The organism is Ramlibacter aquaticus, assembly GCF_015159745.1.
GTDB lineage: Bacteria > Pseudomonadota > Gammaproteobacteria > Burkholderiales > Burkholderiaceae_C > Ramlibacter > Ramlibacter aquaticus.
Map to the genome: position 1 here is coordinate 1 of NZ_JADDOJ010000020.1, position 13,075 is coordinate 13,075.

Genomic DNA, 13,075 nt, shown 5'->3' on the forward strand with positions numbered 1-13,075 from the left:
ACCCCGATCCCGGCAGCGCCCTCCCCGGCCACGCCGCTGTGCGACGCGCTGCGCGACGCCGGCGAGTGGAACCCGGCCTGGGACCCCTTCTACGAACTCGACCCCGCGTGGACCGAGAAATTCATGGACATGGGCCTCGCGCCCCTGCGCCGCGGCGTCCTGGACGCCAAGACCGTGGAGTTCATCGCCATCGCGGTCGATGCCTCCTGCACCCACCTCTACGCGCCCGGCGTGCGCCGCCACATCCGCAAGGCGCTGGCCCTGGGCGCCAGCCCGCAGGAGATCGCCGCCGTGTTGCAGTGCGTCTCGGTGCTCGGCATCCACAGCATGAGCCTGGGCGCGCCCATCCTGCTCGAAGAAATCGCCGCGGCCCGCGCCGGCGCCGCCTCCACCCGCCCCTGAAAGGAGCTTCCATGCAATTCCTCGACGACTCCCTGCTGCCCGAGAACCAGCCCCCGCTGGTCATCCAGGTCGCGCCCTACGGCCCCGAGTTCCTGCCCGGCGATTCGGACGACATCCCGGTCACCCTGGCCGAACAGGTGCAGAAGGCGGTGGACTGCTGGAACGCGGGCGCCACCGTGCTGCACGTGCACGTGCGCGAGGCCGACGGCAAGGGCAGCAAGCGCCTGTCGCTGTTCAACGAGATGCTGGCCCGCCTGCGCGATGCGGTGCCCGGCATGGTGCTGCAGGTGGGCGGCTCGATCTCGTTCGCACCCGAGGACGAGGGCGGCGGCGCCCAGTGGCTGAACGACGACACCCGCCACATGCTGGCCGAGCTGGACCCCAAGCCCGACCAGGTGACCATCGCGATCAACACCAACCAGATGAACGTCTGCGAGCTGCTGAGCGCCGACGACGTGGCCGGCACCTCGCTGGCCCTGCCCGCCTACCAGGCGGCCTATTCCGAGATGACCATCCCCTCGGGGCCCGGCTTCGTGGCCGAGCACCTGCGCCGGCTGCAGGCCGCGGGCATCCAGCCGCACTTCATGCTGGGCGACGCGGGCCAGCTGGAAACCGTGGAGCGCCTGGTCCGCCGCGGCACCTACACCGGCCCGCTGGTGCTCAACTGGGTGGGCATAGGCGGCGGCGCCGACGGCCCCAACCCGTACAACATGATGGAGTTCGTACGCCGCGTGCCGCCGGGCGCCGTGCTCACCATCGAAAGCATCATGCGCAACGTGCTGCCGCTCAACACCATGGCCATCGCCATGGGCCTGCACGTGCGCGTGGGCATCGAGGACAACCTGTGGGGCCGCAAGGGCGAGCGCATCACCAGCGTGAAGCAGGTGGAGCAGATGGTGTCGATCTCGCGCCAGCTCTACCGGGAGGTCGCCACGGGCGAACAGGCACGGCAGATCTACCGCATCGGCACGCAGTACGATGGGGCCGACCAGACGCTGGCCGCGCTGGGCTGGAGCCCCAACCGCCGTGACGGCCAGTGGGGCGAGCCCCTGCGGCTGGCCGCCTGAGACGCAACGAGCGAGACCCGCCATGGGCTGGAAGAACCATCCTCGTGCCGTGCTGGCCGCCCTCCTGGCCGTGCACGTGCTGGCGCACATCGACCGCAACATGCTGCTGGGCTTCTCGCCCCAGGTGACGCGGGAGCTGGCCCTGAGCAACGCCCAGTACGGGCTGCTGACCGGCGCCGTCTGGGTGCTGAGCTTCGGCGTGATGGCGGTGGTGCTGGGCAGCCTGGCCGACCGCTTCAGCCGCACCTGGGTCATGGCCGGCGGCATCCTGGTGTGGAGCGCCTGCACCGCCGCCTCGGGCGCGGCGCAGGACTTCGGCCAGATGGTGGCGGCGCGCTTCTTCGTCGCCAGCGGCGAGGCGGCCCTGGTGCCCGCCGCCATCTCGCTGCTGACCGAGATCTTCCCCGACCGGCGCCGCGGCGGCGCGATCGGCGTGTTCTTCATGGGCATCCCGCTGGGCATAGGCTTCAGCTTCGTGCTGGCCGGCACCCTGGGCGCGGCCGAGGGCTGGCGCACGACATTCTTCCTGCTGGGGGCCGTGGGCGTGGCCTGTGCCCTGCCCCTGCTGCTGCTGCCCGACCGCCGCGCGGCCGTGGCCGCACCGGCGCCCGCACAGCGCACGCCGGTGCGGGCCCACCTGCGGGCCGTCGTGGCCACGCTGCGCGAGGCCCCAGCCGTCGCTCCCACCATCGTCGGCTTCGTCCTGGTGCACATGGCCTTCGCGGGCCTGGCGTTCACCCAGCTGTGGCTGGTGCGCGAACGCGGCCTGGACGCCGCCACCATCGCCCGGCAGGTCGGCATGCTGCAGCTCGCCTTCGGTGCGCTGGGCGCGCTGGTGGGCGGCTTCGTGGGCGACGGCGCGGCGCGGCGCATGCGGGGCGGCCATGCCGGCTTCATCCTGTTGCTGCTGGCCGTGTGCGGCCCGCTGATGCTGGCCTACCGCTTCGCGGCGCCGGGCTCCCTGCTGTTCTATGCCGGCATGTGCGCGGGCTTCTTCCTACCGCTGGCGACCTACGGGCCGGCCAACGCGCTGATCCAGTCGCAGACGCCGCCGCACATGCGCTCGACCATGACGGGCGTGACCATGATGCTGATCAACCTGTTCGCGATCGCGGGGGGCAACCTGGCCGTGGGCGCCGTGAGCGACAGGCTGGCGGCCGGCGCCCATGCGGCCCCGCTCACGGCGGTGCTGCTGGCCACCGACCTGGCGGCCCTGGCGTCGGCCTTCTTCTTCCTGCGTGCGGCGGTGCGCGGACGGGCGCCCCTGCCGGACGCACCCCCGGTGCAGGCCGTTCTGCACTAGGTGGCGGATGGCGGCGCGGCTGCAGGGCCGCGCCGCTGGCATAATCCAGCGCGACGCGGGCGTCGTTCAATGGCAGGACCTGAGCTTCCCAAGCTCAAGACGTGGGTTCGATTCCCATCGCCCGCTCCAGTCGCCCACCTGCAGGCGACCGATCCTCCCCCCTCACCGTTCGATTCGGGGCGTCCATGCCCCCGGGCTTGGTGCCGCCAGCGATACCCACCCCTCCACGGCCGGCAGTCACCACTGCAAGCGCACCCGCTTCACGAGCGCGGCCCCACGGGGCTGGCTTCAGCCGATCAGGGGTTTTCACTGTATGCCGCAAGCGCCCCAACCCCGATAACACGGAGGCTTACAAACCTGAACACAGCCTGCTGCATCGAATGCCCGTGTCCGCCTCGCCAGCCCTCCTCGAGGTTTCCGGGGTCACCGTCCGCTTCGGTGGCATCACGGCACTGGACGGGGTGTCCTTCGCGATCGCGCCGGGCTCCATCGCCGGGCTGATCGGCCCCAACGGCGCGGGCAAGACCACGCTGTTCAACTGCCTCTCGCGCCTGTACACCTTCAGCGAGGGCAGCATCCACTTCGAGGGCCAGCCGCTGACCGCGTATGCCCCGCACCAGATCGCGGCGCTGGGCATAGGCCGGACCTTCCAGAACCTGGCCCTGTTCCGCACGATGAGCGTGCGCGACAACGTCACCATCGGCGGCCACTGCCGCAGCAGCAGCGGCTTCCTGGCCAACGCGCTGCGCATGCCCTGGGTGCGGCGCGAGGAGGCCGTGCTGGACCAGCGCGCCGCCGGGCTGATCACCCTGCTGGACCTGGACAGCGTGGCGCACCGCCCGGTGTCGGACCTGCCCTTCGGCACCCAGAAACGCGTCGAGCTGGCGCGCGCGCTGATGAGCCAACCCAAGCTGCTGCTGCTGGACGAGCCGGCCGCCGGCCTGAACCACGAGGAAGTGGACGGCCTGCGCCTGCTGCTGCGCCGCATCCAGTCCGAACTCTCGCTCACCATCCTGCTGGTCGAACACCACATGAACCTCGTGATGCGCGTGTCCGACCAGGTGATCGCCCTGGACTTCGGCCGCAAGATCGCCGATGGCACACCGGCCGAGGTGCAGGCGAATCCCGAGGTGGTGCGCGCCTACCTGGGGGCCGCGCAATGAGCGGCGACGCCCTGCTCCAGGTGCGCGGGCTGCACGCCCAGTACGGCCCCACCCGCGTGCTGCACGGCATGGACTTCGACATCCGGCGCGGCGGCATCACCACCATCCTGGGGGCCAACGGCGCGGGCAAGACCACCACCTTGCGCGCCATCTGCGCCATGGTGCGCACCAGCGGCGAGATCGTCTTCGACGGCGAGCGCATCGAGGGCCTGGCCACCGAAAACATCGTGCGCAAGGGCATCGCCCACGTGCCCGACGGCCGCGGCACCTTCCTGAACCTCAGCACCGAAGAGAACCTGAAGATCGGCGCCTACACGCGCAAGGACCGCGACCAGGTCGCGGCCGACTTCGAGCGCCTGTACGGCTACTTCCCGCGGCTGCGCGAGCGGCGCCGCCAGCAGGCCGGCACCCTGTCCGGGGGCGAGCAGCAGATGCTGGCGGTCTCGCGCGCGCTCATGCTGCGGCCCAAGCTGCTGCTGCTGGACGAGCCGTCCTTCGGCCTGGCGCCGCTGATCGTGCGCGAGCTGTTCGACATCCTGGCCGAGATCAACCGCAAGGAAGGCACCAGCATCCTGCTGGTCGAGCAGAACGCCAACCTCGCGCTCAACCTGGCCGACCAGGCCTACCTGCTGGAGACCGGCCGCGTGGTCATCTCCGGGCCGGCCGAAGACATCCGCAACGACGAAGCGGTGCGCCGCTCGTACCTGGGCTACTGAACCATGGAACTGCTGCTGCACCAGGTGCTCTCCGGGCTGGCCACCGGGGGCATCTATGCCAGCGTGGCGCTGGCGCTGGTCATGATCTACCAGGCCACGCATCTGGTGAACTTCGCGCAGGGCGAGATCGCGATGTTCGCCACCTACCTCGCCTGGACCTTCATGCAGGCCGGCATGCCCTACTGGGTCGCCTTCTTCCTCACGGTGGCGATCGCCTTCGTGGCCGGCGTGGTGATCGAGCGCGTGATCGTGCGGCCGGTGGAGAACGCCCCCGTGCTCTCGGTTGTGATTGTGTTCATTGGCCTGCTGATCATCTTCAACAGCGTGGCAGGCTGGATCTACAGCTACACCATCAAGGACTTCCCCAGCCCCTTCCCTTCGCAGCCCCTGTTCGGCAACTCCTACATGAGCTCGCACGAGCTGGGTTCCATGGCCGTGACGCTGGTGGTGCTGGCGCTGGTCTTCTCCTTCTTCCGCTTCACGCCGCTGGGCCTGGCCATGCGGGCGGCCGCGCAGAACCCGGTCTCCAGCCGGCTGGTGGGCGTGCGCGTGGGCTGGATGCTGGCGCTGGGCTGGGGCCTGGCCTCGGCCATAGGCGCGATCGCCGGGATGATGGTCGCCCCCGTGGTGTTCCTGGAGCCCAACATGATGGGCGGCATCCTGCTGTACGCCTTCGCCGGCGCGCTGCTGGGCGGCATCGACAGCCCGGGCGGCGCGGTGCTGGGCGGCTTCCTGGTGGGGGTGCTGGAAAACGTGGTCGGCGTCTACCTGGGCACCGAGCTCAAGCTGACCGTCGCCCTCATCGTCATCATCGCCGTGCTGGTGCTGCGGCCTTCGGGCCTGTTCGGCAAGGTGCACGTCGCAAGGGTCTGAGCATGGACGCAGCCACCACCCCCCTTCGCCCGCCGCCCTCGCGCGCGCTCGGCCCCTGGCAGCTCGCGGGGCTCGCGCTGCTGATCCTCGCGGCCTGCGCGCTGCCCTTCCTGCTCGGCAACTACCGGGTGTTCCAGTTCACCATGGCGCTGTCCTATGCGATCGCGCTGCTGGGCCTGAACATGCTGACCGGCTTCAACGGCCAGATCTCGCTGGGCCATGGCGCCTTCCTGGCCATAGGCGCCTACACCGCGGCCATCCTGATGGACAAGACCGCCATGCCCTACTGGGCGACGATCCCGGTGGCCGGCCTGGTGTGCTTCATCGCCGGCTTCCTGTTCGGCCTGCCCGCCCTGCGCCTGGAGGGCCTGTACCTGTCGCTCGCCACCTTCGCGCTGGGGGTGGCCATGCCGCAGATCCTCAAGCACAAGGCGCTGGAGCCCTGGACGGGCGGCAGCATGGGCGTGGTGATCGTCAAGCCCGACGCGCCCGCGGGCGTGCCGCTCAACCAGGACCAGTGGCTGTACTTCTTCACCCTGGCCTGGGTCATCGTGCTGTTCTTCGCCGCCTGGAACCTGCTGCGCGGCCGCGTGGGGCGCGCGCTGGTCGCCATCCGCGACCAGCCCGTGGCGGCGCAGGCCATGGGCGTGAACACGGCGATGTACAAGTCCCTGACCTTCGGTGTCTCCGCCCTGTACACCGGCATCGCGGGCGCGCTGGCGGCCATCGCGGTGCAGTTCGCCGCACCCGACTCCTTCTCGTCCTTCCTGTCGCTCACGCTGCTGGTGGGCATGGTGGTCGGCGGCCTGGCCTCGATCTCCGGCGCGTTCTACGGCGCGCTGTTCATCCAGTTCATCCCGAACGTCGCCGACCAGATCTCCAAGGCCGCGCCCTGGGCGATCTACGGCGTGTTCCTGATCGGCTTCATGTACGTGATGCCCAGCGGCGTCGCGGGACTGGTCCGGATGCTCAGGCGCCGCTTCGGCCCCCGGGCTTGAGCGCCACCCGGCGCGTTGTTGTTCCCCACTGGAAAGGAAGCAAGATGGTCACCGTCAACACCCCCAGGAGAAGCCTCCTGCGTGCATCCGTCGCCCTCGCCTGCGCCTCGCTCGCGGGCGGTGCAATGGCCCAGGGCAAGCCCGACATCAAGCTCGGCCAGACCATGCCCTACAGCGGACCGGCCTCCGCGTACGCGACCATCGGCAAGGTGGAGCAGGCCTACTTCAAGAAGATCAACGACGAGGGCGGCATCAACGGCCACAAGATCAACCTGATCTCGGTCGACGACGGCTACAGCCCGCCCAAGGCGGTGGAGCAGGCCCGCAAGCTGGTCGAGCAGGACGAGGTGCTGGCGATGTTCCAGCCCCTGGGCACGCCCAGCAACTCGGCGATCCACAAGTACCTGAACGCCAAGAAGGTGCCGCAGCTCTTCGTGGCCACCGGTGCGAGCAAGTGGGACGACCCGAAGAACTTCCCCTGGACCTTCGGCTTCAACCTCAGCTACCAGACCGAGGGCGAGATCTACGCCCGCTACCTGCTGAAGAACAAGCCCAACGCGAAGATCGCGATCCTCTACCAGAACGACGACTACGGCAAGGACGTGCTGGCCGGCGTAAAGCGCGTGCTCTCCGGCGACAAGGCGAAGATGATCATCGCCGAGCAGACCTACGAGGTGACCGACCCGACCGTGGATTCGCAGATCCTGACGCTCAAGGCCTCGGGCGCCGACACCCTGATCGACATCACCACGCCGAAGTTCGCGGCGCAGGCCGTGCGCAAGGTGTACGACTCGGGCTGGCGCCCGCTTCACTTCCTGAACAACGTGGGGGCCTCGGTGGGCTCGGTGCTGACGCCCGCGGGCCTGGACAAGTCGGTCGACCTGGTCACGGTGCAGTACTACAAGGACGCGACCGACCCGCAGTGGAAGGACGACCCGGCCATGCTCGAGTGGCGGGCCTTCATGGCGCGCTACTACCGGGAAGGCAACGTCAGCGACGCCAGCAACGTGTACGGCTACATCGCGGCGCAGCTGATGGTGCAGGTGCTCAAGCAGTGCGGCAACGATTTCTCGCGCGAGAACATCCGCAAGCAGGCCGAGAGCATCAAGAACTTCCGCCCGCCCCTGCTGCTGCCGGGCATCACGCTGAACACCTCGGCCACCGACCATGCGCCGGTGAAGCAGGGCCAGCTCTCCAAGTTCAACGGCACGCAGTGGGTGCTGTTCGGCGAGGTGCTGGGCGCCACCGGCGGCAAGTAAGCCAGTCGCGGGGCGGCAGGCTCAGGCCAGGCCGCCCAGGGGCGCCGGCGCGCCGGGGAACACCGTGCCCAGCGCCGCGGGCCCCAGGGCGAACTGGCGGGCGAAGATGCCCGCCAGCACCGCGCGGTAGTCGTTGAGCACCGGCCAGTCCCGGTTTTGCAGCAGGCTGCCCGGCGCGAGCGCCGTCTGCTCGCCCGCCACCGGCGGCAGGCTGCGCCCGCCCAGCACCCACATCACGCTGCCGTGGCCATGGTCGGTGCCGCGGTTGCCGTTCTCCCGGAACGTGCGCCCGAATTCGCTCATCACCACGACCGTGGTGTCACGCCAGGCCGGGCCCATCTCGTCGGCGAAGGCGGCCAGGCCGCGCCCCAGCTCGCCCAGGCGCTGGGCCAGCGGCCCGGTGGCGCCGCCCTGCCCCACGTGCGTGTCCCAGCCGCCCACGTCGACGAAGCCCAGGGCATAGCGCTCGCGCATCAGGCGGCCGATGCGGCGGGCCTCGGCCTCGAAGCCGCGCGAACTGACGGCGTTGCGGCCGGCCTTCTCCATCTCGCCCTGCAATTCGCTGGAGACGTCCTTGCGCAGGGCCATGCCCTCGGCCACCTGGCCCGAGAGGGCCGTGCCGCGGTACATGGAGGCCACGAGTTCGCTCTGCCGCGCGTCCAGCACCGGCCGGGGCACCGAGCGCAGCGAGATGTTGGGCACCATGGCCTGGCCCTGGAAGGCCAGTGGCAGGGCGTCGGTGAAGGCGATGGGCGCGCGCCCGGTGAGCACGCCCGCCAGCCGCCCCATGAAGCCGGACCGGAAATCGCGCCGACCGCCCACGGGCTGGCCCAGCTCGATCGAATCCTGGGTCTCGAAGTGGCTGCGGGACAGGTCCTCCGTCCCGGCGAAGGGCACGAAGGCGGCCTGGCGGGCCTGCAGCAGGCCGGCGAAGGGCTCGCGCAGCGCCGGGTGCAGGCCCCAGTCGGCGTCCAGCCCCACGGCGCTGGACGCGTCGGCGGACGGCCGGGCGATGGCGATGCTGGGGCGCGACTCGTAGTAGAAGCTGCTGGCGTGGGGCACCATCACGCTGGCGGCGTCGCAGCCGCCGCGCTGGAACACCAGCAGGAAGCGCGGGGTGGCCGGTGCGGCGGCGAAGAGGCGGGCGCTGCCGGCCGCCAGGGGCAGCAGCGCGGCGCAGCGCAACAGGGTTCTGCGGTCGGGCATCTCAGCACTCCATGAATTCGGGGCTCGCCAGCAGCAGGGTGTTCCACTCCTGCGGCGAGGCGGCCTGGGCGAGCGCGGCGCGCGTGGCCGGGCTCAGCGTGCCGGCGCGCCAGGCATGGAACACCGACGTGGCCAGCTGCGGAAAGGCCGGCTGCTCATGCGCCGCCTCTTCCTCCTCGGGGTCGGGGCGGAACAGTCCGGCGTTGCCGCTCCCCAGGCTGCGCGCCACCTCGAAGCGCGCGCCCATCTGGCCCGAGCTGCTCCAGCTCGTGCCGGCCAGCGAATAGCCGTCGGGCGTCTGCCGCCCGTACAGCGGCTCCGCCAGCCGCGCCAGCCCGTTCAGCACCGGCCCGGTGTTGAGGATGGGCCTGTCGTCATAGGCGGCGCGCACCGCGGACACCAGGTAGTGCATGGGGTCCTTGAACTTGCGTGCACGCCAGAACTGCGGCTGCGCGAACATCGCGGCCAGCACCTGGCCGATGTGGCCATCGGTGCGCCAGAAGGCCTGCTGCATCGCCGCCACCACGGCCGGGTCGGGCTCGTCGGCCATCCAGTAGACCGCCAGCTTGCGGCAGATGAAGCCCGCGGTCGCCGGGTGCTGCGCGAGCCGGTCCAGGGCCTCCTCGAGCTCGGGCAGGCCGCGCGAGGTGATGGGGCGCCCGAGCAGTTCCTTGGGCCCGAAGTCATGCCGCCTCGGGTTGAATTCGAACAGGCCGCGCCGCACGTACAGGCGCTGAAGTTCGGGACGCATCATGGGCGGAGGCCGGTCGCCCGCCACGCCCACGCCGGTCATCACGCGCGCCATCTCCTGCACGTCGTGCTGGGTGTAGCCGGCGTCCACGCCCAGGGTGTGCAGCTCCATCAGCTCGCGCGCGTGGTTCTCGTTGATGTGGCCGGCCGCATTGCGCTCGTTGTCCAGGTAGCGCAGCATGGCCGGATGCTGGGTGGCCGCGCCCAGCAGCGCGCGGAAGCGGCCCAGCGCGCGCGGCCTGAGCGTGTCCTCGTAGTCGGCCACCATGGCGCGCAGGTTGTGCTTGCCCTGGCTCACGCTGAAGTGGTTGAGCCAGAACCAGGCCATGCGCTCGCGCACCACGTCGGGCGAGTACAGCGCGCGCAGCACGTGCCGGGAGGCCGATTCGCGGGCCAGCCGGTTGAGCGCCTGCTGGTAGGCCTTGCGCGCCGACACCTTCTCATCCTCGGCGGCCATGGCGTCGGCGTTCTTGCGCATGGATTCGAGCTGCGCAATGAGTTCCGGCAGCGGCTGCGTGCTGATCTGCATGCGTGCGATGCGCTGCGCCACCGCATCGGGCATCGGTGACGGCGGCCGGTCGGCGAGTTGGCCGGCGAGGAACGCGGCGAAGCCCTGGCTGCGCGCATGGGCCACCAGGGCATCGTTCACGCCCCAGCTCAACCGGTCCAGCCGGCCGGCAAGCAGGGCGTCGTCCATGAGCGGCGGCGCAGGCCGCACGGCTGCTTCGGTGCGCGGCGGGCCGGCCTCGCTGCGTGGCACGGCACCCGGGGCGGCGCAGCCCCCCAGGCCCGCGGCCAGCGTGGCCAGCAACCAGTCCCTGCGCTTCATCCCGTTGTACTGCATCGTTCATGCACAACGCATGCGGGGCGCCCGGCGATGACCTCCGCACAGGCAGCTTTACCTGCGCGCAAAGAACCGGCGCATCGTGCCTGCGCCGCGCAAAAAAGAGACGGTCTGGCGCCCGGCCCTGACCCCGGCCTGACTTCTTTACACACCCGATACACGCACTCACGCGACCTTGACCTGCCGCAAGTGCGAGCGAGAACTGCCTGCCTAGGCTGCATGCATCCGCCTTGAAGGAGTACGCGATGCGAATGAAGAATTTCCTTGCCGCCCGCCCTCACGATCTCAGCCGCTGGCGCACCGGGCTGCGCATCGCCGCGGCGGTGCTGGCGCTGTGCACGCTCTCGCTGCCGGCGGCGGCCGTCCCGGCATTCGCCCGCCAGACGGGCCAGAACTGCCTGGCCTGCCACGCCGGGGGCCAGTTCCCCGAGCTCACGCCCTACGGCCGGCTCTTCAAGATGACGGGCTACACGATGGGGCAGCGCACCGTGCCGCTGTCGGCGATGGCCACGCTGTCCAACTCGCGCGTCGCCAACACCGCCAAGAGCGACGACCCGGCCAGCGATTTCCAGAAGAACGGCAGCACGCTGCTGGACACCGCCAGCATCTTCCTGGCGGGCAAGATCACCGACCAGATCGGCGGCTTCGCCCAGGTGACCTACGACCCCTACGCCACGCAGGGCGCGGACGGGCAGTTCCACGGCCACAGCTCGGCGGACAACATCGACCTGCGCTTCGCCGACCGCTTCATCGACAAGAGCCGCGACCTGATCGTCGGCCTCTCGCTGAACAACAACCCCTCGGTGTCGGACCCCTGGAACACGGCACCGGCCTGGATGCAGTACGTGCCGGTGCCCAGCCCGACCAGCAGCCGCTTCGTCGATGGCAACGCACCCTACCCAGGCTACGCGGCCGGCTCCAACATCGCGGGCCTGACGGGCTACCTGTTCCTCAACCGCACCTGGTATGCGGAGCTGGGCGCCTACGGCAGCTCGCACGGCATCCTGTCGTTCATGCACGGCGGCGTGGCGCCGGGCGACCGCAGCCAGCTGCAGGGACTGAACCCCTACTGGCGGCTGGCCTGGAACCATGAGTGGGGCCCCCATGCGCTGATGCTGGGCACGGCCGGCATGCACAGCCGCGTCTTCGACGACCCGCTGGACACCTCGGACAGCAGCACCCTGCACCACGTCACCGACATCCTGGTCGACGCCCAGTACCAGTACCTGTTCGACCCGCACTCGGTCACGCTGCAGGCCGTGTTCCAGCGCAGCCGCCACCGCTACCCCGACAGCGTGGCGGGCCAGCCGGTGGACTTCGTGGACGCGGCGGGCAACCCGCTGCCCCTGACCAACGCGGTGGACACCCTGCGCACCTTCCGCGCCAAGGCCACCTACGTGTACCAGGCCCGCTACGGCGGCAGCGTGGGCGTGTTCAACCTCTCGGGCAGCACCAACACGCTGAACGTGAGCTCGGGCTACAGCCCCGACACGCTCAGCATCAGCAGCGACCCCTCGCTGGTGGCCGTGCCCTCGACGCGGGTGGGCGGCAACCTGAGCGGCAACCCGGGCACGCGCGGCGCCACCTTCGAGCTGTTCTGGACGCCGATCCAGTACCTGCGGCTGGGCGCCCAGTACACCGCGTACACCCGCTACAACGGGGCCTCGCACAACTACGACGGCCTGGGCCGCAACGCCAGCGACAACAACACGCTGTTCGTCTACCTGTGGGCGGCCTACTGAGCCGCAAGGAGCACACCATGAGGGACATCTTCACTCGCACCGCCACGGTGGCCGGCCTGCTGGCCCTGGGCCTGCTCGGCGCCTGCAGCGACCTCTCGCGTTCGCGCAACCTGGCCGACCCCCGCGTGCCGGCCCAGGTGCTGGCGCAGCAGGTCTGCGTCAACTGCCACGGCATCGACGGGCGCAGCATCTCGCCCAACTTCCCCAACCTGGCGGCCCAGCCGGCCGAGTACCTCGCGGTGCAGCTCAAGGCCTTCCGCAGCCACGACCGCGCCGACCCCGAAGGCTACGAGTACATGTGGGGCCTGAGCCGCTCGCTCAGCGACGCGCAGCTGCAAGGCCTGGCCGAGTACTTCGCCGCACAGCCCGCCCCGCCGGCCGTGCTCCAGGGCAGCGAAGCCTCGCGCGAGCGCGGCGCGAAGCTGTTCCGCGAGGGCGCGCCGGGCAGCGGCCAGCCGGCCTGCGCGGCCTGCCACGGCGAGCGCGCGCAGGGCCAGGCCACCTTCCCCAGGCTGGCCGGGCAGCACGGCGACTACCTCTACCGCCAGCTCCACGTGATCAGCGAGACCGACCAGCGGCCGGCCAGCGCCATCATGAAGCCCGCCGCGCACGCCCTCTCGCCCAAGGACATGCGCGACGTCGCGAACTACCTGCAGGCCCTGGGCGGCTGAGGCGCCGGCGGCGGGCCGCATGCCGCCCCAGCCGCCACCGCGGCTGGGCCTGCGCCACGGCCGCGCCTGCAAATAAGCCGG

At 70.5% G+C, this 13,075-nt stretch carries 12 protein-coding genes and 1 tRNA gene; 11 read left to right on the top strand and 2 right to left on the bottom strand.

Going from position 1 to position 13,075, the window contains the following annotated elements:
• Positions 1–6: 6 nt before the first annotated feature.
• From IM725_RS06950 to IM725_RS06990, 9 genes are all read left to right on the top strand, one after another.
• Entirely contained in the window at positions 7–402 is a 396-nt protein-coding gene (locus IM725_RS06950) for a carboxymuconolactone decarboxylase family protein (protein WP_193779896.1), read from the top strand.
• 11 nt (positions 403–413) lie between these two features.
• Positions 414–1,469, top strand: coding sequence for a BKACE family enzyme (locus tag IM725_RS06955; protein WP_193779851.1), 1,056 nt, complete (start codon positions 414–416; stop codon positions 1,467–1,469).
• 49 nt (positions 1,470–1,518) lie between these two features.
• Entirely contained in the window at positions 1,519–2,772 is a 1,254-nt protein-coding gene (locus IM725_RS06960) for an MFS transporter (protein ID WP_287067717.1), read from the top strand.
• A 55-nt stretch (positions 2,773–2,827) separates the two neighbouring features.
• A tRNA-Gly gene (locus IM725_RS06965) sits at positions 2,828–2,901 on the top strand.
• 251 nt (positions 2,902–3,152) lie between these two features.
• Entirely contained in the window at positions 3,153–3,935 is a 783-nt protein-coding gene (locus IM725_RS06970) for an ABC transporter ATP-binding protein (protein ID WP_193779853.1), read from the top strand.
• Complete coding sequence (locus IM725_RS06975; protein ID WP_193779854.1) at positions 3,932–4,651, top strand: ABC transporter ATP-binding protein; 720 nt, start codon at positions 3,932–3,934, stop codon at positions 4,649–4,651. The genes IM725_RS06970 and IM725_RS06975 overlap by 4 nt, the downstream gene beginning before the upstream one ends.
• A gap of 3 nt (positions 4,652–4,654) precedes the next feature.
• The gene (locus IM725_RS06980; protein ID WP_193779855.1) at positions 4,655–5,524 is read left to right on the top strand and encodes a branched-chain amino acid ABC transporter permease; all 870 of its coding nucleotides are present in this window, start codon (positions 4,655–4,657) and stop codon (positions 5,522–5,524) included.
• Positions 5,525–5,526: 2 nt separating this feature from the next.
• A complete protein-coding gene (locus IM725_RS06985) occupies positions 5,527–6,522 on the top strand; it encodes a branched-chain amino acid ABC transporter permease (protein ID WP_193779856.1) in 996 nt (331 codons plus the stop codon).
• Positions 6,523–6,566: 44 nt separating this feature from the next.
• Complete coding sequence (locus IM725_RS06990; RefSeq protein ID WP_193779857.1) at positions 6,567–7,781, top strand: ABC transporter substrate-binding protein; 1,215 nt, start codon at positions 6,567–6,569, stop codon at positions 7,779–7,781.
• Positions 7,782–7,802: 21 nt separating this feature from the next.
• On the opposite strand, the gene IM725_RS06995 is transcribed toward IM725_RS06990, so the two are convergent.
• Both IM725_RS06995 and IM725_RS07000 read right to left on the bottom strand, forming a co-directional pair.
• Positions 7,803–8,987: a DUF1501 domain-containing protein gene (locus IM725_RS06995; protein WP_193779858.1), complete on the bottom strand. Its 1,185-nt coding sequence runs from the start codon at positions 8,985–8,987 to the stop codon at positions 7,803–7,805.
• Position 8,988: 1 nt separating this feature from the next.
• A complete protein-coding gene (locus IM725_RS07000) occupies positions 8,989–10,566 on the bottom strand; it encodes a DUF1800 domain-containing protein (protein WP_193779859.1) in 1,578 nt (525 codons plus the stop codon).
• Positions 10,567–10,832: 266 nt separating this feature from the next.
• Between IM725_RS07000 and IM725_RS07005 the strand changes: the two genes are divergently transcribed.
• Positions 10,833–12,323, top strand: coding sequence for a cytochrome C (locus IM725_RS07005; RefSeq protein ID WP_227753646.1), 1,491 nt, complete (start codon positions 10,833–10,835; stop codon positions 12,321–12,323).
• Between the two features lie 17 nt (positions 12,324–12,340).
• On the top strand, positions 12,341–12,994 hold the full coding sequence (locus IM725_RS07010) for a c-type cytochrome (RefSeq protein ID WP_193779860.1): 654 nt from the start codon (positions 12,341–12,343) through the stop codon (positions 12,992–12,994).
• The last annotated feature ends 81 nt before the right edge of the window (positions 12,995–13,075 follow it).